Consider the following 20,480-nt stretch of genomic DNA (forward strand, 5'->3'; position numbering starts at 1 on the left):
AACATTTCCCTTCTCTTTTTATGAATAAAAAGGAAATAATTGATTATAATATACTGTTTTGTTTTTTACGGAATCGTTTATACTTATAGATAGAAGAATGTGTGAACGAAGAAAACAAAAAACTGGAGGATATATGGGGAAAAATCAAAGAATATATAAGGAGAACGGACAAGTTATCTCTTTTAATCAGTTAGCGGACTTCTTTTATAAAAAAGGGATGAGGGCTTATAAAGGGCAAAAATTGCAAGATGCAATTAAATATTTTCGAAGAGCAGCACAAAGCGAGAAGGAGCCGTTTATTTTATGCCAACTAGCAATAGCATTATCTGAATCTGGTGAATATCAAGAGTCGAATCAGATATTTCTAAAGCTTGTTAGATCCAATCCTGAACTTGAGCAATGCTATTATTTTATTGCAAATAATTATGCATATATGGGCTTGTTTCAACAGGCGAAGAAGTATGCAGAGCGATATTTAGAAGTTGCTGAAGAGAAGGAATTCGTAGAAGATACATTGGAATTGCTTGAGATTATGGAAGAAGAAGCAATGGGTGCGGAAGAGATTGAGGATGAAGATGAGCTAATTGTTATGCAAGAAGAAGCGAACCGATACATTCGTAACGGACAATTAGAAGAGGCGATTGCTACACTAGAAGTTGTTACGAAAGAATATCCAGAATTTTGGTCGGGCTATAATAATTTAGCGATTGCACATTTTCAATCAGGTAATGTAGATCAAGCGCTTAAGTTAACAGAAATGATTTTAGAGAAAAATCCTGGTAATATGCATGCGCTTTGTAATACGCTTATTTTTCTATATTCAATTGGAGAGCATAAGCAGGTAGAGTCATTAGCAGGGCAGTTAGTTTCGGTATATCCAATTTCATTTGAGCATCGTTTGAAACTTGGAACAACGCTTGCAACAATTGGTCATTTTGAACCTGCATATAAATGGTTCAAAGTATTAAAGCGTCAAGGGTATGAAGGAGACGTTAGTTTTTATTACTGGTTTGCATACTCTGCGTATATGGTGAAGGAACAGCAAGTAGCTGAAAAAATGTGGCAACATGTTGTAGAATTGCATCCTGATAAAAAAGGAAAAGAACCGTGGAATGCACTGAATTTAGCAGATGAAGGACAAAACCTTTTATTTGAAGAATTACGAAAATCATTTCAGCAAGGTGCGACGCTAGAAGAGCAAATGCTAGCTTTGTATTTAATGAATGAATTGTCAACACCAGAGAAGGTTGGATTCTTCTTTGATGTAACGCAAGCGAAAAATGGTGTTCCAATCGTATCGCAACTTGCAAAATATTTCTTTTTACTTAATAGTCATAAAAGCATCCCAGCTGATTTACAGCAATTTGAACAGTGCGTACGAATCGCGGATGCATTATATAATTATACGAAAAAAGACGATGAATTAATCGAAGAGTGTTTAAACTTTTGGTTTTGTACGTTCATACGTCTATATACATCTGGAGCGACTTTTACAAATGTGTACGGTTGGTCAGCAGCAATTGAATACATTGTGCGCGGCGAACAAAGAAATAAGATGACACAGGCAGAGCTTGGTGATGTATATAATGTATCTGTAGCGACTGTACGAAAGTATGTGCAGGCTGTTAAGCGCACACACACGTAGGGTAGGCAAATCATTGGGAAAAAAATGATGCTAACAGTATAATGAGGGTAACTTAATGTGTATGAATGGGAGTGAATAGTGTGTCAGAAGAAAAAATTTATGATGTCATTATTATTGGTGCAGGACCAGCTGGTATGACAGCTGCGGTATATACATCTCGTGCGAATTTAAGCACACTGATGCTTGAGCGTGGTATTCCAGGTGGACAAATGGCAAATACAGAAGATGTAGAGAACTATCCAGGTTATGAGTCTATTTTAGGGCCAGACTTATCAAATAAAATGTTTGAGCATGCGAAGAAATTTGGTGCTGAATATGCATACGGTGATGTGAAAGCAATCATCGATGGTAAAGAGTACAAAACAATTATTGCTGGTAAAAAAGAATATAAAGCACGTGCAATTATCGTTGCAAGCGGTGCAGAGTATAAAAAAATTGGTGTGCCAGGTGAAACAGAACTTGGCGGCCGCGGTGTATCATATTGTGCAGTATGTGATGGTGCATTCTTTAAAGGGAAAGAACTTGTTGTTATTGGCGGCGGAGATTCTGCTGTTGAAGAGGGTGTGTTCTTAACACGCTTCGCATCAAAAGTAACGATCGTTCACCGTCGTGACACTCTTCGTGCACAGAAAATTTTACAAGATCGTGCTTTCCAAAATGAGAAAGTAGATTTCATTTGGAATCACACTATAAAAGAAATTAACGACGCAAATGGTAAAGTAGGAAGCGTAACACTTGTAGATGTAAACAGCGGAGAAGAACAAGAAGTTAAAACTGACGGGGTTTTCATATACATCGGTATGTTACCACTATCAAAACCGTTTGTTGAGCTAGGTATTACAAATGAAAATGGTTATGTTGAAACGAACGAGCGTATGGAAACGAAAGTTCCTGGTATTTTCGCAGCTGGTGATGTTCGTGAAAAAATGCTTCGTCAAATTGTAACTGCAACAGGCGATGGTAGTATTGCAGCGCAGAGTGCACAGCATTATATAGAAGAGTTAGTAGAGGAACTAAAGACTGTAACAGAAAAATAAGGTTATTTTTCCTTTTGAGAAGAAAGCTACCGATAGGTGGCTTTCTTTTTTTGTTCAAATGTCAAACTTTTGTCAAAAAAAATTAAAAATATAATGTTTCTTATTGTTATACTAAAATTTACGGAAAAAATCACTATAAGAAATGAGGAATTTATTCAGTATGGAATGGCGTAATATATATCGTGGATTTTGTATGGGCGTTAGTGATTTAATTCCTGGTGTGAGCGGCGGAACAATCGCTGTTGTGTTAGGGATTTATGAACAATTGCTCGCAGCAATTAGCGGATTCTTTAGTCGTGAATGGAAAAAACATTTAGCGTTTTTAATCCCACTTGCAGCTGGTGTAGCCGCAGCTTTTCTAACGTTAAGTCACGTTATTAAATATTTATTAGCAAATCATTATGAACCGACTCAATTTTTCTTCCTCGGTTTAATTATTAGTATATTACCGATGTTAATGAGAGAAGCTGATGCAAAGGCAACGTTTAAAGGTAGTCATATTGTCTTGTTAATAATTGCAGCAATTCTTGTTGCAATAACAGCATTCTTTAAACCAGATAAGGCAGCGGATCCAATTACGACGTTAACAATTTTAAATGCAATTGGTTTATTTTTCGCAGGATGGATGGCTAGTATGGCTATGCTTCTTCCTGGAATTAGTGGATCGTTTATTTTATTAATTATTGGTGTGTATCCAACAGCAATTAACGCTTTAACTACACTCAATTTACCGTTAATCGTGGTTATCGGTGCCGGTGTGATGGCCGGATTTGTTGTAAGTAGTAAAGGAATTAGTTATTTGTTAGATCGGTATAAAAGTATGACATTTGCGGCAATTATTGGGCTCGTTATCGGGTCGATTGTCATTGTGTTCCCTGGCATTCCGACTGGTGGCATTTCAATTGTAAGTTCAATTATTACTTTTATTTTAGGATTTGCGATTGTTACTTATTTCGGTAAGAAATAAGTGTTTTAATCCCCTTAACGATAAAAATCGTTAAGGGGATTTTTATGTACTGTTCATGGGAAGTAAGGTATTTTGATTGCTTGTTATAGAAAGATTTTTTACAATTGCTTAGCAAAAGGGGACTGGCACCTTCGTTGTAGCAAACTGTTTTTGATAGTATAATGAAATGAGTATGCAGTGAAAAATTTTGCTGCAAGTAGCTGAGGTGAAGAAACATGCAAAGAGTGACAAACTGTGTGTTAATTAGAGATAATGAAGTACTCTTACTCCAAAAACCTCGCCGAAATTGGTGGGTTGCACCGGGCGGGAAAATGGAGCGTGGTGAGACAGTAAGAGATACCGTTGTTCGCGAGTATCGTGAAGAAACAGGTATTTATTTAAAGAATCCAGCATTAAAAGGGGTCTTCACTTTTGTCATCCAAGAAGGTGATAAAGTTGTTTCTGAATGGATGATGTTCTCCTTTTTAGCAACAGATTTTGCAGGAGAAAACAAATTAGAGAGCGAAGAAGGCATCATTGGTTGGCATACATTTGATAAAATTGATGACTTAGCAATGGCACCAGGAGATTATCACATTATTGATTATTTAATTAAAGGGAATGGTATAATCTACGGTACATTTGTATATACCCCAGATTTTGAGTTGCTTTCATATCGATTAGATCCGAGTTAAACCTGCAAGGAGAGGATACGATGACAGAGAATAATGATATAAAAATGGTAATTATTACAGGGATGTCTGGAGCTGGAAAAACGGTAGCGTTACAAAGTTTTGAAGATTTAGGATATTTTTGTGTAGATAATTTACCACCGATGTTATTGCCGAAGTTTATTGAACTTATGGCAGATTCAAAAGGTAAAATGAATAAAGTAGCACTCGGTATTGATTTACGTGGCCGAGAGTTTTTTGAATATTTATGGGGAGCACTTGATGATTTATCAGAACGTACATGGATTATTCCTCATATTTTATTTTTAGATGCGAAAGATAGCACACTTGTAACTCGTTATAAAGAAACAAGACGTTCGCATCCACTTGCGCCAACTGGTTTGCCGTTAAAGGGAATCGAAGCTGAGCGTGGTCTATTAACCGATATGAAGGCGCGAGCGAATATCGTACTTGATACATCTGATTTGAAACCGAAAGAATTACGAGAGAAAATTGTTCACTTGTTCTCAACAGAAACTGAGCAAGCATTCCGTGTAAATGTTATGTCATTTGGATTTAAGTACGGAATCCCAATTGATGCTGATTTAGTATTTGATGTTCGTTTTTTACCAAATCCATATTATATTCCACATATGAAGCCATTAACAGGACTGGATGAAGAAGTTTCGTCGTATGTGTTGAAATTTAATGAAACACATAAGTTTTTAGAGAAATTGACGGATCTTATCACTTTCATGCTGCCTCATTATAAAAGAGAAGGTAAGAGTCAACTTGTAATTGCGATTGGATGTACAGGTGGGCAACATCGTTCTGTTACGCTTACAGAGTACCTTGGGAAACATTTGAAACCAGAGTATAGCGTTCATGTATCTCATCGTGATGTGGAGAAGAGAAAGGGCCATTAAGGGATGAAAAAAGAGAGAAAACCTAAAATTGTTATCATGGGAGGTGGAACTGGACTTTCTGTTTTATTAAGAGGATTAAAACAATATCCTGTTGATATTACAGCAGTTGTAACAGTAGCCGACGATGGAGGCAGTTCAGGTAGACTGCGTGATGAGCTAGAAATTCCACCTCCAGGTGATATTCGTAACGTACTTGTTGCGTTATCGGATGTAGAACCATTAGTGGAAGCTTTATTTCAGCACCGTTTTACCACTGGAGACGGACTGAAAGGGCATGCGTTAGGAAATTTACTATTGGCAGGTATGACTTCGATTACAGGAGACTTTTACCACGCGATTACAGAAACGAGTAAAGTATTAAATGTCAGAGGACGTGTATTGCCAGCAGCGAATCAAAGTGCGGTACTTCATGCAGAATTAGAAGATGGAGAAATTGTAACAGGTGAATCGAAGATTCCTTATTTTGGGAAGAAGATTAATCGTGTCTTTTTAACTCCAGAAGATGTAGAACCGTTATGTGAAACGTTGACGGAAATTAAACGGGCTGATTTGCTTGTTTTCGGTCCAGGAAGTCTGTACACAAGTATATTACCGAATTTAGTTGTTAACAAAATTGGAGACGCTGTTCTTGCTGCAAAAGCGAAGAAGGTATATGTATGTAATGTTATGACGCAAGCGGGCGAAACGAAGGGTTATACTGCTTTTGATCATGTGCAGGCGTTACATGATCATTTAGGTAAACCATTTATCGACACTGCAATTGTAAATAATCGTGATATTCCTCGTGAATTACGTAATTTATATGAGGAAGAAATGTCGGAACCAGTTGTACTGGATACAGATCGTTTTGCTGAACATAATATCGAAATCATTCAAGAGCGATTAGCGAAATATGATGATCGTGTTGTAAGACATGATACATTAAAGTTAGCTTCTATTTTATATTCATTGTTATAAATGTGCGTTGCCTCGTTTGAGGTAACGCTCCTCATTCATATAGGACAAGATTTTTGTTCCAAAGTAATAGTATAAGGAGGTGTTGACTGTGTCATTTGCATCAGAAACAAAGAAAGAGTTGACCAACCTTGAAATGAAGGAATGCTGTGAGAAATCAGAATTATCGGCGTTGCTTCGAATGAACGGATCGCTTTCTTTTTCAAACCGTCGCCTATCTATCGATATTCAAACGGAAAATGCAGCAATTGCAAGAAGGATTTATACGCTTTTGAAAAAGGGATATGATGTGACGGTAGAATTACTTGTTCGTAAAAAAATGCGATTGAAGAAAAATAATGTATATATTGTGCGGCTTGTTGAGAAGTCTCGCGAAATATTAGCAGATCTTCACATTGTTCGAGATGACTTTTCGTTTATTCGAAATATATCGCAGGAATTAATCGAGAAGAAATGTTGTAAACGATCGTATTTACGCGGTGCATTTTTAGCAGGTGGTTCAGTAAATAACCCAGAAACATCATCTTATCATTTAGAGATCTTTTCGTTATATAAGGAACATAATGATTCTATATGTGAACTGATGAACGGATTTGATTTAAATAGTAAGACGTTGGAAAGAAGAAAAGGGTACATTACGTATTTGAAAGAAGCTGAGAAAATTACAGAGTTTTTAAATATTATAGGTGCTCATAATGCACTTTTAAGATTTGAAGATATTCGAATTGTTCGCGATATGCGTAATTCAGTAAATCGTTTAGTTAACTGCGAAACAGCTAATTTAAACAAAACAATTGGTGCAGCGCTAAGGCAAATTGAGAACATCCGCTATATTGATGAGACGGTTGGGCTTGATATTTTGCCAGATAAATTAAGAGAAATTGCACAGTTACGAAGAGATTATCAAGATGTAACATTGAAAGAGTTAGGTGAGATGGTATCCGGGGGGAAAATTAGTAAATCGGGTATTAATCATCGTTTGCGTAAAATCGATGAAATCGCAGAGAAATTACGCGCGGGGGAAACAGTAGCAAAAAAATAAGAGGTTAAAGGGGAAATGGAGCTGTGGTTCAAAAATTGGTTAAAGTTGCATTAAAAAACGGCTTACAAGCACGTCCGGCTGCGTTGTTTGTACAAGAGGCAAATCGCTTTCATTCTGATATTTTCATTGAGAAAGATGGAAAGACAGTTAATGCAAAGAGCATAATGGGGATTATGAGCTTAGCAATCGGAACTGGTAGCATGATTACAATCACAACAGAAGGTTCAGATGCAGAAGAGGCTTTGGAAGCATTAGCTGCATATGTACAATAAAAGGCTATCGCGAATGTGCGATAGCTTTTTTTATTTTGTTACTTGCGGGTAATCGGGTAGTTAGGTGGGGTATGTAGGGGGCTCGTGCTTGTCGGGAATTGTCGGTAAGTCGATATGTTTAGATGGATACTGGTTGGGGTATGCAGGGGGGATACATGATAATAAAAAAGCGCCCTGTAATAGGGCGCTTCCGCTTTTAGTTACATCCAGCTCCAGCGGCTAGAATCTCCGGTCGTTTCGCCCCTTCATTCGAGGCAAAAAGCGCCTCGGAATCAGGGGTTCCAACTTCCTCCTGTTCTGAACGAGCCACTTCTGCTTTTAATTAATTAACGATTTGTAAAGATCTTATCGATTAAACCGTATTCTAGAGCTCTTTCTGCTGTCATGAAGTTGTCACGGTCTGTGTCGCGTTGTAGAACTTCAAGTGGTTGACCTGTGCGGTCAGCAAGAATTTGGTTTAATTTTTCACGTAAGAATAGGATGCGTTTTGCAGCGATTTCGATTTCAGTCGCTTGACCTTGTGCCCCGCCAAGTGGTTGGTGAATCATTACTTCACTGTTAGGAAGAGCGAAACGTTTTCCTTTTTCACCTGCTGCAAGTAAGAATGCACCCATAGATGCAGCCATACCGATACAGATTGTTGATACTTGTGGCTTAATAAACTGCATTGTATCGTAAATTGCCATACCAGCTGTGATAGAACCACCAGGGCTGTTGATATAGATGTGAATATCTTTTTCTGGATCTTGAGATTCCAAGAATAAAAGCTGGGAAACGATTGAGTTTGCTACGTTGTCATCAATTGCGCTACCAAGCATAATGATGCGGTCCTTTAATAGTCGAGAGTAAATATCGTAAGCGCGTTCTCCACGATTTGTTTGTTCAATTACTGTAGGAATTAAATTCATCTGTTATTTCCTCCTTTTAAAGCTTTCTTAGTTTATAATACAATTATGGTCAATGAAGGTCAAACGAAACTACTTTAAATCAAAAAAATATGTAGTTGTAACATGATTTATTCGCTATGTTTTTAAAATTCCCTGCTTATGTATCTTCAACATCATAACCGAATTACATAAATTTAAACGTGATTAAAGGTGTAGAAAAGGCAAAAGAACGCCTTTTTACTGAAGCGTTCTTTCGGTATTTATTCTTTTAAAAGATAGGTTACTTTATTTAAAATTGTTTCGACTTGTTTCGCGTTTTTATTATACATTTCACTTGCTGATTTCGATTTTGTTTCTAAAGAAAATAGTTCAAGATCAGCATGGCATTTTTTTAAAGATGCCAATAGTAAAGGTTTGTTTTGAGGAGAAGGCATTTGGAGTTTATCATTATAAATGTCGATAGTAAGTTGTCCGTATGAATCAACTTGACCGAGAAACACATTTTCAATGACAACACCGAGTTTTTCTAATTCAGAATGTAACCAAGCGCGGTTATGCCCGCTAGCTGAAAGAGGTTCATCTAGTACATTTCCATCCATAATAACAGTTTGCGGTTCTTTTTCATTTGGTACTTTTAAGCTAATGTCTTTTGCTGTGAGTGGTTGGCGATCTTTCTTCAATAATACATTTAATTCTCCGCTCGGTTCCAATACAGCAAATTCAACATCAGCTACGCTGAAAGCATTTTTTCCTCTGAGAAGCTCAAGCAATTCATCACTTGTATACTTTTCTTTCTTTAAGTTATCTTCGAGTATTTTTCCATCTTTTATTAATACGGTAGATTTCCCTTCAAAGAAGTCCCGAGCTGTTTTGTTCTTTAAGGAGAGGATTCCTGTGAAAAAAGGTACCACAGCGAAAATGAGTATTGCAAAGACGCCGTGGAAAAATTTTGAATCGAGCCCTGTAGATACTTGGGCAGCGATGTCACCGATTGTCATTCCGGCTATGTATTCAAAAAAGGAGAGCTGAGAGATTTGTCTTTTCCCTAACCATTTCGTAATAGCGAATAAAATGATTAATATGAATACAGAGCGAAGAATAACGAGTGTCCATTCGGGCAGGTGAGACATAGTCATTTCCTCCAGTCTACTTAAAACCCTTTATATTGAGGTTCTTCACGTTCTAATACTGAAATTCTATCCTTTAAATCAGCGATGACGCTGTCCATTTCTAACATACATTCATGAAATACGCGTTTTGATTCTTCGTCTTGTGAATTTAATGAAAGGGAGCTTAAACTTGCTTGAGCCCCTCTTACACTGGCAAGACAAGTTTTTACGCTAGCGATAACAGTCATGCAAACACCTCTTATCCTTTCGGTTTAAATAGTAATGCTCCAATGAAGCCGAAAATAATCGCTGCTGATACACCTGCGCTCGTTACTTTAAACATACCAGTAATTACGCCGACGATTCCATGTTTTGCAGCTTCTTCCATTGCACCGTGAACGAGGGCGTTTCCGAAACTTGTAATAGGTACAGTTGCCCCAGCTCCGGCGAAATCAATTAATGGTTCATACAAATTGAATCCGTCTAATATAGCTCCAGCAACAACGAGTGTTGCCATTGTATGAGCTGGTGTTAGTTTGCCGACATCAAACATAAGTTGTCCGATTACACATATAAGTCCACCGATGACGAAAGCCCAGAAAAAAATCATTGCGTTGCACCTCCAAATTCAATCGAAACGGCGTGGGCGATACACGGAATCGTTTCTTCTTGTTGGAATGTAAGTGGAGATAGTAAAGCGCCTGTCGCAACGACAAGTATTGTTTTGAATTCTCCTCTTTTCATTCGGTTCAATAAGTGACCGTATACGACCGTTGCTGAACAGCCTGGACCACTTCCGCCGGCTATTACAGGTTGACCTTCTCTATAAATGATGATTCCGCAATCTTGAAATTGCTCGCTCTTTACCTTTGTTCCATGTTTATGTAGTAGGTCGTAAGCAATTTCGCGACCGACATGTCCAAGATCACCTGTTACGATTAAGTCGTAATAAGAAGCGTCAATTTGTCGTTCGCGTAAATGGGCTTCAATCGTATCGACAGCAGCTGGAGCCATCGCGCCTCCCATATTAAACGGATCTGTTAAACCCATATCAACAACTCGCCCAATTGTGGCGGAAGTAACTCTTGGACCATTTCCTGTATCACTTAAAATCGCTGCACCTGCACCGGTCACTGTCCATTGTGCAGTAGGGGGCTTTTGTCCACCATATTCAGTTGGATAACGGAATTGTTTTTCCACGGCAGTGTTATGGCTTGATGCTCCAGTTAATAAATATTTTGCGCCTTTTGCATTTACAATACTTGCGCCGAGCGCTAATCCTTCCATAGAAGTAGAGCAAGCTCCAAATAATCCAAGGTAAGGTGTTCCGAGTGTACGACATGCAAAACTCGTTGGGGTTATTTGATTAATTAAATCTCCGGCGAGTACGAATTGAATATCGTCTTTCCGAAGTTTTGCTTTCTCTGTAGCACGGCTGCAAGCTTCTTCAAATAAAATCTTGTGAGCCTTTTCGTAAGAATCTTGTCCAAGCCATAAATCTTCATGGAGGGTGTCGAAGTCTTCAGGGATATTACCTTTCGCTTCAAATGGTCCACCGACTACCCCGGTTGAGATAATGACTGGTTTGTTTTCAAATACCCATGTTCGGTGTCCTTGTAACATTTATAGCCCTCCCCATTGAACGAGAATCGTTTTAATAAGTGCGATGACGAAAGCGGAAAATACACCAAACAAAATAACAGACCCAGCCAATTTAAACATGTTCCCGCCAACACCAAGGACGAACCCTTCCGTTCGGTGTTCAATACATGCAGCAATAACAGAGTTTCCAAATCCAGTAACAGGTACAGCTGTGCCTGCCCCGGCAAATTGTCCAAAGCGATCGTATATACCGAATCCAGTTAGTAACATGGAAATGAAAATTAGAGTTGCTACTGTCGGATTCCCTGCTGAGCGCTCAGTGAAATCAAAATACGTGATGTAAAAAGTAGAAATAAGTTGTCCGATGAAGCAAATGAAACCACCAACGAAAAAAGCTTTTATACAATTTTTTAAGACAGGACGCTTCGGTTCTCGTTCTTGCTCGAATTTTTTATATTCCTGTTGTACCGGTGTTAAGTTTTTATCTTTACTGGACATTTGAATCCTTCCTTTTCTTTTAGAAAGCTTAAATATTAGATCCCATTTCTGATTGAATGAGTTTCAATTGTTCTTTAATGCCATCCTTGCTTACTTTCTTGTTCTTAATTTTGTTTTCAAGTTCTTCTAGGAGCATAAAAATCTTTTTGTCTGTACTTACATGAATATCGAAAGTAGGGTTTTCATCACTTAATTTCTTTTTTAATTTACTTCGTAAAGGCTTTAAACCAAATCTTTCGTGATGTTCAGGTTTGACGGCTATGTAAAGATCTAAATTGGTATTAACTGCGGTAGCTTTTATAATTCCATCTATAGCGAGGGCTTTTTTCTTAGCGTCTTGCGATATAGATTGATTAAAGGATTCTGTACTCATTTTTGTTAACTTTGGGCCCTTTTTTTCATCTGTTCGCTTAGCTTCTTCTTTCTTTACTTTTTTATCTAACGGGCTATTATCGCATCCGGTAAGTGAACCGAATAGAAGAACAAATAACGCGGCTATGAGTCCGAGTTTTCGCATTATAATCATTCCATTTCTATTGCAGTATGTAATTTGAGAGAAAAAGGATGATTGCATATCATCCTTTTTCTCAAATTGTGTACCATTAGATGAAATGGCACTTTTGGTTATTGCTGTGTGTATTGTGGTTCTTCTTGCTGGACTTCTTCAACACGTGGGTTTAAAGAGTCAATAATTGTTTGTGTTTGTTGCGCAGCTGTTTGGAAAAGTTGCTTTGCTTGTTGGTTATCCGTATCAAGAGCGAATCCCTCTAAGCTAGCTTGTGCACTTTTTAATCCAGAAACAGTTTGCTTTAGTTTTGTAATTACAGTCATTGAATGAAGCCCCCTTTGGAATATCAATTCAAAGATTATAATTTGTGGGTTCGGGTGAATTTATGTTTGGAAAATTTAGGGGAAGGATATGTTTTATAGGCTCCTAGCTAAGGTATATAAAGGATTAAGGGGATATTTTTATTGATTTAGATGGATTTTATTGCTATTATTATGAGAAGAAAATAAGCAGGTATTTACTTGTTGTATTTCACTTCTATTAGAGATTTTTCGCAAGAAATTAAATGTGGAAAAGCGGAATAGAAGAAGGCTTAAAACTTTGATAATAAACGGTTTATAAAATTTTATCATGCGCCCATAGCTCAGTCGGATAGAGCGGTGGTTTCCGGTACCACGTCTGCCGGGGGTTCGAATCCCTCTGGGCGCGTCAAAAAGTCCTAACTTACGTTTTGTAGGTTAGGACTTTTTTTATTTCCCTCTTGTTATATCTAGTAATAAGATTTACTATTAGTACTTGGTAATAATGTTGTTCTTTATTATTTTCTTTCAATATTATTCGTTTTTCGGTTGTAAGATGTAAATCTCATTAATACATATAAATTAATAATATTTTGGAATGGGTGTCTGCGATAGGATTCTCCTTTTACCAAACTTATTGTACAATAGAAACAAGGGGGAGATTAGTTTGAAGGCAAGTCTTTTACAAGAACAAAGCTTACGTTTGGCAATGACACAAGAGTTAAGGCAAGCGATTACAATGCTCCAGTATAATGTACAAGAATTATCGGAGTTTTTGTATGAGCAATCGTTAGAGAATCCCCTTATTGAGTTAGGTGGTTTTGAGAGGGAGAAGAAAAAGAGCTCTAACACAAGTAAAAGTACCGGCAAACAAGTCGATAATCAAATGGAAATCTACAGTGTGGATTCTACAACGATTCAGCAACATTTATTAAATCAGCTACAGTATTATAAAATAGAAGAAGAAGAGCGAAAAGTAGCTTCTTTCATTATTATGAACATGGATGGAAATGGGTATTTACAAGAAACGAATGAAGAGTTAGCGGATCTCCTTTCCGCGCCGATTCATGTAGTCGACCGCTCTGTTGAGCTTGTCCAATCACTCGAGCCAGCAGGGGTAGGAGCACGTAATATTCAGGAATGTCTAACCTTACAATTGAAGCGCTTACAAAGACGGAATGGATTAGCGGAAGAGGTTATAGAGGATCACTTTGCTTATTTCGTGAAGAAAGATTGGCGAAAGCTCGTTCAAGTGCTGAAGTGTAGTAATGAGGAATTGCAGAGTGCGGTAAATTGTATAACATCATTACAACCAAAGCCAGGTCTTGCATTTTCTTCTGATAAACCACTTTATATTGTGCCTGATATGGCGGTGAAAAAAGATGGTGATCGTCTCGTTTTACAAATGAATGAGAGAAATATGCCAAGAATTGAAATTCATTCTGAGTATAGTGCGCTTCTTAATAATAGTGAGAGTGAAGTAGCATCTTATGTATCAGAAAAGTATCAGCATGTGCAGTGGATTATGCGCAGTTTGAAACAGAGAAAACAAACGCTTCTGCAAGTAATGGGCATTATAATGGAAAAACAGCGTGATTTCTTCTGGGAAGGTCCAGCATATTTAAAACCACTTGCTTTAAAAGAGGTAGCGGAAGAACTAAGTGTGCATGAGTCTACAATTAGTCGTGCAACGCGTAATAAATATGTGCAAACGCCGCACGGTTTATTTGAAATGAAAGCATTCTTTAGTACTGCTGTTTCGACGACGGAGGATGAAGCTATTTCGACGAAGCGGGTGAAACAATTTATTCAAACACTTGTGGAAGCGGAGAATAAGAAAAAGCCACTTTCGGATCAAAAGATTTCAAAATTATTAGAAGAAGAGCATGAAATCGTTATTTCTCGAAGAACAGTTGCGAAATATAGAGAACAGATGCATATTCCAGCTTCGTCTCTAAGAAAAACAATTGGATAGGTGAAGAAGATGAAAGTTGTACTATATACAAAAAAAGATTGTGGTCTTTGCGTGAAGGCGAAACAAGTTTTAAAGGAAGTACAATGTGAATATTCTTTTCAAATCGAGGAAATAGATATATATGAAGATAATGACCTTTTAGAGAAATATCATTTAATGATTCCGGTTGTAGAAATAGGTGGAAAACAGGTGGAATATGGTAACATTCACAAAGGTGTCATAATAAACTATATAAACAATGCAGTTAAGAGTTGAATAAGTTTCTATCTCCTGTTACAATAATACACGTAGCAGGGATTATTTTTTTAACCTATGTGGGACATAAAATGTCACTACGGGACGCAAAGTGACCACGAGGGAAAATGAACCAATGTAGTGAGGAGAAAAGATATGCGCTCATGGATTCAGAACACAAAAAAATTATTACCTGATCTGCTACCTGTTATGCAAACGAGAATGCAAGTGCTTCAATACATTAGGCTCATGCAGCCGATTGGAAGAAGAAACTTATCAGCAAGTCTCGGTATGACAGAACGAGTATTGCGAAGTGAAGTTCAAGTTTTGAAAGAACAAAACTTAGTTCACGTCGCTTCTTCTGGAATGACTTTGACAGAAGAAGGAACAGCTTTAGTTCTTGCTTTGGAAGACTTTATGAAAGAAATTTCCGGGTTAAAGGTTTTAGAAAAACAACTTAAGGAAACATTAGACTTGGATGAAGTTTTCGTTGTCCCTGGTGATAGTGATGAATCACCTTGGGTCAAACTGGAGATGGGCCGTGCTTGTGTGACTTGTATAAAAGACCGTCTGACAGTGAATAATATCGTTGCTGTGGCTGGAGGAACTACGCTAGCTGCTGCTGCGGACATGATGCAACTTGATTGCAAAGATTTACATATGCTATTTGTCCCAGCACGTGGTGGAATTGGAGAAGGTGTTGAGTTAGAAGCCAATACCATTTGCGCCAAAATGGCACAAAATACGATGAGTAATTATCGCTTATTGTATGTTCCAGATCACGTTAGTAGCGAAGCATATGCGTCTATTGTAACAGAGCCCTCCGTGAAAGAAGTTCTTGAGTTGATTCGATCTTCCAATATCGTCATTCATGGAATTGGTGATGCGTTAACAATGGCACGTCGCAGAAATACTTCAGAAGCAGATTGGTTAAAGATTCAGGCAAGCGAAGCAGTTGGCGAAGCTTTCGGTTACTACTTTAATGAACAAGGAAATGTTGTTCATAAAGTAAGAACAGTTGGTATGCAACTTGAAGATTTACAACATGTATCTCACGTTGTTGCAGTCGCTGGAGGTTCTTCAAAGGCAAAGGCAATACAGGCTGTAATAAAGCAAGGGCACACTTCAATTCTAATTACAGATGAAGGTGCAGCAAAACAGTTAACAAAGGGTATTACCCTTTAAATATAATCCCCCAAGGAGGAAATTCAAATGACTAAAATTGGTATTAATGGATTTGGACGTATCGGACGTAACGTATTCCGCGCAGCTCTTAACAACTCTGAGGTAGAAGTAGTAGCAATCAACGACTTAACAGATGCTAAAACATTAGCTCACCTTTTAAAATATGACACAGTTCACGGAACTTTAAATGCAGAAGTATCTGCTAACGAAAACAGCATCGTTGTTAACGGTAAAGAAATTAAAGTTATCGCTGAGCGTGACCCAGCTCAATTACCATGGAGCGACTACGGAGTAGAAGTAGTAGTAGAATCTACTGGCCGTTTCACTAAAAAATCAGACGCTGAGAAACACTTAGGTGGATCAGTTAAGAAAGTTATCATCTCAGCTCCAGCTTCTGACGAAGATATCACTGTAGTTATGGGTGTTAACCACGAACAATACGATGCAGCTAACCACAACGTAGTATCTAACGCTTCTTGTACTACAAACTGTCTAGCTCCATTCGCTAAAGTATTAAACGAAAAATTCGGCGTAAAACGCGGAATGATGACAACAATTCACTCTTACACTAACGACCAACAAATCTTAGACTTACCACACAAAGATTTACGTCGTGCTCGTGCAGCAGCTGAAAACATGATCCCAACATCTACTGGTGCTGCTAAAGCTGTAGCATTAGTATTACCAGAACTTAAAGGTAAATTAAACGGTGGCGCTGTACGTGTTCCAACTGCTAACGTTTCTCTTGTTGACTTAGTTGTTGAACTTGACAAAGAAGTAACAGTTGAAGATGTAAACGCAGCATTCAAAGCAGCTTCTGAAGGCGAATTAAAAGGTATCCTTGGATATAGCGAAGAGCCATTAGTATCTATCGACTATAACGGATGCACAGCTTCTTCTACAATCGATGCTTTATCTACAATGGTAATGGAAGGTAACATGGTTAAAGTACTTTCTTGGTACGATAACGAAACTGGTTACTCTAACCGCGTAGTAGACCTAGCTGCATACATGACTTCTAAAGGTCTTTAATTCTTAAGTATATAAGCAATCAATGACAAAACGAGGGAGAGGGTTTGTTCCCTCTCTCTCTTCTTTCGTTTTAGAAGCAAATGTGTTAAGCTTTTGAATGGGTTTTGTCAATCCTAACTAGTAGTCGGAGGGAAATCCAATGAACAAAAAATCAATTCGTGACGTAGATTTAAAAGGTAAGCGTGTATTTTGCCGCGTTGATTTCAACGTACCTATGAAAGAAGGCAAAATTACAGATGAAACTCGTATCCGTGCAGCTCTTCCTACAATTCAATATTTAGTAGAGCAAGGTGCGAAAGTAATTTTAGCAAGTCATTTAGGCCGTCCAAAAGGTCAAGCAGTAGAAGAATTACGTCTTACTCCAGTAGCAGCACGTTTAGGCGAGCTTCTTGGTAAAGATGTTAAAAAAGCGGACGAAGCATTCGGACCAGTTGCACAAGAAATGGTTGCAGCAATGAACGAAGGCGACGTATTAGTTCTTGAAAACGTACGTTTCTATGCGGGCGAAGAAAAGAACGATGCAGAACTTGCGAAAGAATTTGCAGCTCTTGCTGATATCTTCGTAAACGATGCATTCGGTGCAGCTCACCGTGCTCACGCTTCTACAGCAGGAATCGCAGACTACCTACCAGCAGTATCTGGTTTATTAATGGAAAAAGAGTTAGATGTACTTGGAAAAGCACTTTCTAACCCAGAACGTCCATTCACAGCTATCATTGGTGGTGCGAAAGTAAAAGATAAAATCGGTGTAATTCGTCATCTATTAGACAAAGTAGATAACTTAATCATCGGTGGCGGACTTGCTTATACATTCGTTAAAGCTTTAGGTCATGAAATTGGTCTATCTCTATGTGAAAACGACAAAATTGAACTAGCTAAAGAATTTATGCAACTTGCAAAAGAAAAAGGCGTAAACTTCTATATGCCAGTTGATGTTGTAATCACAGAGGAATTCTCTGAAACTGCAACAACTCAAATCGTTGGTATCGACTCTATCCCTTCTACATGGGAAGGCGTGGACATCGGTCCTAAAACACGTGAAATTTATGCAGATGTAATTAAAAACTCTAAGCTTGTTGTATGGAATGGACCAATGGGTGTATTCGAAATGACTCCATTCGCAGAAGGTACAAAAGCAGTAGGACAAGCATTAGCAGATGCAGAAGATACATACTCTGTTATCGGCGGTGGTGACTCTGCAGCAGCTGTTGAAAAATTCGGTATGGCTGATAAAATGAGCCACATTTCTACTGGCGGCGGTGCGTCATTAGAATTCATGGAAGGCAAAGAGCTTCCAGGTGTAGTTTGTCTTAACGACAAATAAGTAGCAGCCAAAGAAAAAGGACGGTGCAAAGCATGCGTAAACCAATTATCGCAGGTAACTGGAAAATGAATAAAACTCTAGCTGAAGCAGTTAGCTTCGTAGAGGAAGTTAAAGGTCAAATCCCAGCAGCTTCAGCTGTTGATGCAGTAGTTTGCTCTCCAGCTCTATTCTTAGAGCGCTTAGTAGCGAATACTGAAGGAACTGACTTACAAGTAGGTGCACAAAACATGCACTTCGAAAAAAATGGTGCATTCACTGGCGAAATTAGCCCAGTAGCACTTAGCGACTTAAAAGTAGGATACGTAGTACTTGGCCACTCTGAGCGTCGTGAAATGTTTGCTGAAACAGACGAGTCAGTAAACAAAAAGACTCTTGCAGCATTTGAACATGGTTTAACACCAATCGTTTGTTGTGGTGAGACTTTAGAAGAGCGCGAAAGCGGAAAAACATTTGATCTAGTAGCAGGTCAAGTGACAAAAGCACTTGCAGGTTTAACAGAAGAGCAAGTTAAAGCAACTGTTATCGCTTATGAGCCAATCTGGGCTATCGGTACAGGTAAATCTTCTTCTTCTGCAGATGCAAATGAAGTATGTGCGCACATCCGTAAAGTTGTTGCAGAAGCTGTTTCTCCAGAAGCTGCAGAAGCTGTTCGTATTCAATACGGCGGTAGCGTAAAACCAGAAAACATTAAAGAGTATATGGCACAATCTGACATCGACGGCGCTTTAGTTGGCGGTGCTAGCTTAGAGCCTGCTTCGTTCTTAGGTCTTCTGGGGGCGGTAAAATGAGAAAGCCAACAGCTTTAATCATTCTTGATGGTTTCGGACTACGTGAAGAAACTTACGGGAATGCTGTAGCACAAGCTAAGAAACCTAATTTTGATGGTTACTGGAACAAATTCCCTCACACAACGCTTACAGCTTGTGGTGAGGAAGTAGGTCTTCCAGTAGGTCAAATGGGTAACTCTGAGGTTGGTCACTTAAATATCGGTGCAGGTCGTATTGTATATCAAAGCTTAACACGCGTAAACGTTGCAATTCGTGAAGGTGAGTTCGATCAGAATGAAACTTTCCAAAATGCAATTAAAAGCGTGAAAGAAAAAGGTACTGCTCTTCACTTATTCGGTTTACTTTCTGATGGTGGTGTGCACAGTCACATGAACCATATGTTTGCTCTTCTTCGCTTAGCAGCAAAAGAAGGCGTGGAGAAAGTTTATATCCATGCATTCTTAGACGGCCGCGATGTTGGACCACAAACAGCAAAAGGTTATATCGATGCAACAAATGAAGTAATTAAAGAAACAGGTGTAGGACAATTCGCGACTATCTCTGGTCGTTATTACTCCATGGACCGTGACAAGCGTTGGGATCGCGTAGAAAAATGTTACCGTGCTATGGTGAATGGTGAAGGACCTACTTATAAATCAGCAGAAGAGTGTGTAGAAGACTCTTATGCAAATGGTATCTACGATGAATTCGTATTGCCGTCTGTAATTGTTAACGAAGATGACACGCCAGTTGCAACAATCAATAATGATGATGCAGTTATCTTCTATAACTTCCGTCCAGACCGTGCAATTCAAATTGCTCGTGTATTTACAAACGAAGACTTCCGTGAGTTCGATCGTGGTGAAAAAGTACCTCACATTCCTGAATTCGTTTGTATGACACATTTCAGTGAAACTGTAGATGGTTACGTGGCATTCAAGCCAATGAACCTTGATAACACATTAGGTGAAGTTGTTGCGCAAGCGGGATTAAAGCAACTTCGCATCGCGGAAACTGAAAAGTATCCGCACGTTACATTCTTCTTTAGCGGTGGTCGTGAGGCTGAATTCCCAGGAGAAGAGCGTATCTTAATTAACTCACCGAAGGTTGCAACGTATGACTTGAAACCTGAAATGAGCATTTACGAAGTAACGGACGCTTTAGTAAATGAAATCGAAAATGATAAACATGATGTTATCATTCTTAACTTTGCAAACTGTGATATGGTTGGCCATTCTGGGATGATGGAACCAACAATTAAAGCAGTAGAAGCAACTGACGAATGTTTAGGAAAAGTTGTAGAAGCGATTCTTGCAAAAGATGGTGTAGCACTTATTACTGCTGACCATGGTAATGCTGATCAGGAGTTAACTGCTGATGGTGGCCCAATGACAGCTCATACAACTAACCCGGTTCCTTTCATCGTTACAAAAAATGATGTTGAGCTTCGTGAAGGTGGTATTTTAGGAGATATCGCCCCAACAATGCTTACACTTTTAAATGTGGAACAACCGAAAGAAATGACAGGTAAAACAATTATTAAATAATTTGCTTATATAAAAAGGAG

23 protein-coding genes and 1 tRNA gene are annotated in these 20,480 nt (G+C 38.5%); 16 read left to right on the plus strand and 8 right to left on the minus strand.

What is annotated here, in order from left to right:
* Positions 1-133: 133 nt before the first annotated feature.
* The 8 genes from QCI75_RS01705 to QCI75_RS01740 all read left to right on the plus strand — a co-directional run bounded on the left by QCI75_RS01705 (position 134) and on the right by QCI75_RS01740 (position 7,493).
* A complete protein-coding gene (locus QCI75_RS01705) occupies positions 134-1,645 on the plus strand; it encodes a tetratricopeptide repeat protein (RefSeq protein WP_353759903.1) in 1,512 nt (503 codons plus the stop codon).
* A gap of 80 nt (positions 1,646-1,725) precedes the next feature.
* Complete coding sequence (trxB, locus tag QCI75_RS01710) at positions 1,726-2,682, plus strand: thioredoxin-disulfide reductase (RefSeq protein ID WP_002089563.1); 957 nt, start codon at positions 1,726-1,728, stop codon at positions 2,680-2,682.
* Positions 2,683-2,842: 160 nt separating this feature from the next.
* The gene (locus tag QCI75_RS01715; RefSeq protein ID WP_002124059.1) at positions 2,843-3,649 is read left to right on the plus strand and encodes a DUF368 domain-containing protein; all 807 of its coding nucleotides are present in this window, start codon (positions 2,843-2,845) and stop codon (positions 3,647-3,649) included.
* A 215-nt stretch (positions 3,650-3,864) separates the two neighbouring features.
* The gene (locus QCI75_RS01720) at positions 3,865-4,323 is read left to right on the plus strand and encodes an NUDIX hydrolase (RefSeq protein WP_002124062.1); all 459 of its coding nucleotides are present in this window, start codon (positions 3,865-3,867) and stop codon (positions 4,321-4,323) included.
* Between the two features lie 20 nt (positions 4,324-4,343).
* The gene (rapZ, locus tag QCI75_RS01725; RefSeq protein WP_002016084.1) at positions 4,344-5,225 is read left to right on the plus strand and encodes an RNase adapter RapZ; all 882 of its coding nucleotides are present in this window, start codon (positions 4,344-4,346) and stop codon (positions 5,223-5,225) included.
* Positions 5,226-5,228: 3 nt separating this feature from the next.
* Positions 5,229-6,182: a gluconeogenesis factor YvcK family protein gene (locus QCI75_RS01730; RefSeq protein WP_353759904.1), complete on the plus strand. Its 954-nt coding sequence runs from the start codon at positions 5,229-5,231 to the stop codon at positions 6,180-6,182.
* Between the two features lie 88 nt (positions 6,183-6,270).
* Positions 6,271-7,221 carry a DNA-binding protein WhiA gene (gene whiA / locus QCI75_RS01735; RefSeq protein WP_002016082.1) on the plus strand — a complete coding sequence of 317 codons (951 nt, stop codon included), beginning with the start codon at positions 6,271-6,273 and terminating at the stop codon, positions 7,219-7,221.
* A gap of 23 nt (positions 7,222-7,244) precedes the next feature.
* The gene (locus QCI75_RS01740; RefSeq protein ID WP_002124065.1) at positions 7,245-7,493 is read left to right on the plus strand and encodes an HPr family phosphocarrier protein; all 249 of its coding nucleotides are present in this window, start codon (positions 7,245-7,247) and stop codon (positions 7,491-7,493) included.
* 326 nt (positions 7,494-7,819) lie between these two features.
* Here QCI75_RS01740 and clpP read toward each other — a convergent pair whose 3' ends face one another.
* The 8 genes from clpP to QCI75_RS01780 all read right to left on the minus strand — a co-directional run bounded on the left by clpP (position 7,820) and on the right by QCI75_RS01780 (position 12,420).
* Positions 7,820-8,401, minus strand: coding sequence for an ATP-dependent Clp endopeptidase proteolytic subunit ClpP (gene clpP, locus QCI75_RS01745; protein ID WP_001049156.1), 582 nt, complete (start codon positions 8,399-8,401; stop codon positions 7,820-7,822).
* 239 nt (positions 8,402-8,640) lie between these two features.
* Entirely contained in the window at positions 8,641-9,510 is an 870-nt protein-coding gene (locus QCI75_RS01750; RefSeq protein WP_144508805.1) for a DUF421 domain-containing protein, read from the minus strand.
* A gap of 20 nt (positions 9,511-9,530) precedes the next feature.
* Positions 9,531-9,737 carry a DUF1657 domain-containing protein gene (locus QCI75_RS01755; protein ID WP_000215909.1) on the minus strand — a complete coding sequence of 69 codons (207 nt, stop codon included), beginning with the start codon at positions 9,735-9,737 and terminating at the stop codon, positions 9,531-9,533.
* Between the two features lie 11 nt (positions 9,738-9,748).
* Positions 9,749-10,099, minus strand: coding sequence for a stage V sporulation protein AE (spoVAE, locus tag QCI75_RS01760; RefSeq protein ID WP_000575919.1), 351 nt, complete (start codon positions 10,097-10,099; stop codon positions 9,749-9,751).
* Positions 10,096-11,112 (minus strand): stage V sporulation protein AD, encoded by a 1,017-nt coding sequence (spoVAD, locus tag QCI75_RS01765; protein WP_353759905.1) that lies wholly within the window; start codon positions 11,110-11,112, stop codon positions 10,096-10,098. Before spoVAD ends, spoVAE begins: the two co-directional genes overlap by 4 nt.
* A complete protein-coding gene (gene spoVAC / locus QCI75_RS01770) occupies positions 11,113-11,589 on the minus strand; it encodes a stage V sporulation protein AC (RefSeq protein WP_000095399.1) in 477 nt (158 codons plus the stop codon).
* Positions 11,590-11,617: 28 nt separating this feature from the next.
* Positions 11,618-12,106 (minus strand): YhcN/YlaJ family sporulation lipoprotein, encoded by a 489-nt coding sequence (locus QCI75_RS01775; RefSeq protein ID WP_199674418.1) that lies wholly within the window; start codon positions 12,104-12,106, stop codon positions 11,618-11,620.
* Between the two features lie 107 nt (positions 12,107-12,213).
* Positions 12,214-12,420, minus strand: coding sequence for a DUF1657 domain-containing protein (locus QCI75_RS01780; RefSeq protein WP_000216167.1), 207 nt, complete (start codon positions 12,418-12,420; stop codon positions 12,214-12,216).
* 309 nt (positions 12,421-12,729) lie between these two features.
* Between QCI75_RS01780 and QCI75_RS01785 the strand changes: the two genes are divergently transcribed.
* The 8 genes from QCI75_RS01785 to gpmI all read left to right on the plus strand — a co-directional run bounded on the left by QCI75_RS01785 (position 12,730) and on the right by gpmI (position 20,460).
* Positions 12,730-12,805, plus strand: a tRNA-Arg gene (locus QCI75_RS01785).
* A gap of 258 nt (positions 12,806-13,063) precedes the next feature.
* Complete coding sequence (gene rpoN, locus QCI75_RS01790; protein WP_144506583.1) at positions 13,064-14,371, plus strand: RNA polymerase factor sigma-54; 1,308 nt, start codon at positions 13,064-13,066, stop codon at positions 14,369-14,371.
* A gap of 9 nt (positions 14,372-14,380) precedes the next feature.
* Positions 14,381-14,626 carry a glutaredoxin family protein gene (locus QCI75_RS01795; protein ID WP_070145444.1) on the plus strand — a complete coding sequence of 82 codons (246 nt, stop codon included), beginning with the start codon at positions 14,381-14,383 and terminating at the stop codon, positions 14,624-14,626.
* Positions 14,627-14,761: 135 nt separating this feature from the next.
* On the plus strand, positions 14,762-15,790 hold the full coding sequence (gene cggR / locus QCI75_RS01800) for a gapA transcriptional regulator CggR (RefSeq protein ID WP_002089545.1): 1,029 nt from the start codon (positions 14,762-14,764) through the stop codon (positions 15,788-15,790).
* Positions 15,791-15,817: 27 nt separating this feature from the next.
* A complete protein-coding gene (gene gap / locus QCI75_RS01805; RefSeq protein ID WP_002016071.1) occupies positions 15,818-16,822 on the plus strand; it encodes a type I glyceraldehyde-3-phosphate dehydrogenase in 1,005 nt (334 codons plus the stop codon).
* Between the two features lie 139 nt (positions 16,823-16,961).
* A complete protein-coding gene (locus QCI75_RS01810; protein ID WP_002198882.1) occupies positions 16,962-18,146 on the plus strand; it encodes a phosphoglycerate kinase in 1,185 nt (394 codons plus the stop codon).
* A gap of 32 nt (positions 18,147-18,178) precedes the next feature.
* A complete protein-coding gene (tpiA, locus tag QCI75_RS01815) occupies positions 18,179-18,934 on the plus strand; it encodes a triose-phosphate isomerase (RefSeq protein WP_098779423.1) in 756 nt (251 codons plus the stop codon).
* Positions 18,931-20,460, plus strand: a complete 1,530-nt coding sequence (gpmI, locus tag QCI75_RS01820; RefSeq protein ID WP_002124087.1) for a 2,3-bisphosphoglycerate-independent phosphoglycerate mutase — start codon at positions 18,931-18,933, stop codon at positions 20,458-20,460. Before tpiA ends, gpmI begins: the two co-directional genes overlap by 4 nt.
* The last annotated feature ends 20 nt before the right edge of the window (positions 20,461-20,480 follow it).

Origin of the sequence: Bacillus cereus group sp. RP43 (assembly GCF_040459645.1) — a bacterium.
Lineage (GTDB): Bacteria > Bacillota > Bacilli > Bacillales > Bacillaceae_G > Bacillus_A > Bacillus_A mycoides_C.

What these genes read in the sequence shown, in the direction of transcription:
- QCI75_RS01715 (WP_002124059.1), top strand. Translation starts at nt 2,843, where the DNA reads ATGGAATGGCGTAATATATATCGTGGATTTTGTATGGGCGTTAGTGAT.
- spoVAC (WP_000095399.1), bottom strand. Translation starts at nt 11,589, where the DNA reads ATGTCCAGTAAAGATAAAAACTTAACACCGGTACAACAGGAATATAAA.
- QCI75_RS01750 (WP_144508805.1), bottom strand. Translation starts at nt 9,510, where the DNA reads ATGTCTCACCTGCCCGAATGGACACTCGTTATTCTTCGCTCTGTATTC.
- QCI75_RS01720 (WP_002124062.1), top strand. Translation starts at nt 3,865, where the DNA reads ATGCAAAGAGTGACAAACTGTGTGTTAATTAGAGATAATGAAGTACTC.
- QCI75_RS01705 (WP_353759903.1), top strand. Translation starts at nt 134, where the DNA reads ATGGGGAAAAATCAAAGAATATATAAGGAGAACGGACAAGTTATCTCT.
- QCI75_RS01755 (WP_000215909.1), bottom strand. Translation starts at nt 9,737, where the DNA reads ATGACTGTTATCGCTAGCGTAAAAACTTGTCTTGCCAGTGTAAGAGGG.
- QCI75_RS01780 (WP_000216167.1), bottom strand. Translation starts at nt 12,420, where the DNA reads ATGACTGTAATTACAAAACTAAAGCAAACTGTTTCTGGATTAAAAAGT.
- QCI75_RS01730 (WP_353759904.1), top strand. Translation starts at nt 5,229, where the DNA reads ATGAAAAAAGAGAGAAAACCTAAAATTGTTATCATGGGAGGTGGAACT.
- QCI75_RS01775 (WP_199674418.1), bottom strand. Translation starts at nt 12,106, where the DNA reads ATGCGAAAACTCGGACTCATAGCCGCGTTATTTGTTCTTCTATTCGGT.
- QCI75_RS01795 (WP_070145444.1), top strand. Translation starts at nt 14,381, where the DNA reads ATGAAAGTTGTACTATATACAAAAAAAGATTGTGGTCTTTGCGTGAAG.
- spoVAD (WP_353759905.1), bottom strand. Translation starts at nt 11,112, where the DNA reads ATGTTACAAGGACACCGAACATGGGTATTTGAAAACAAACCAGTCATT.
- gap (WP_002016071.1), top strand. Translation starts at nt 15,818, where the DNA reads ATGACTAAAATTGGTATTAATGGATTTGGACGTATCGGACGTAACGTA.
- gpmI (WP_002124087.1), top strand. Translation starts at nt 18,931, where the DNA reads ATGAGAAAGCCAACAGCTTTAATCATTCTTGATGGTTTCGGACTACGT.
- clpP (WP_001049156.1), bottom strand. Translation starts at nt 8,401, where the DNA reads ATGAATTTAATTCCTACAGTAATTGAACAAACAAATCGTGGAGAACGC.
- spoVAE (WP_000575919.1), bottom strand. Translation starts at nt 10,099, where the DNA reads ATGATTTTTTTCTGGGCTTTCGTCATCGGTGGACTTATATGTGTAATC.
- QCI75_RS01810 (WP_002198882.1), top strand. Translation starts at nt 16,962, where the DNA reads ATGAACAAAAAATCAATTCGTGACGTAGATTTAAAAGGTAAGCGTGTA.
- tpiA (WP_098779423.1), top strand. Translation starts at nt 18,179, where the DNA reads ATGCGTAAACCAATTATCGCAGGTAACTGGAAAATGAATAAAACTCTA.
- cggR (WP_002089545.1), top strand. Translation starts at nt 14,762, where the DNA reads ATGCGCTCATGGATTCAGAACACAAAAAAATTATTACCTGATCTGCTA.
- rapZ (WP_002016084.1), top strand. Translation starts at nt 4,344, where the DNA reads ATGACAGAGAATAATGATATAAAAATGGTAATTATTACAGGGATGTCT.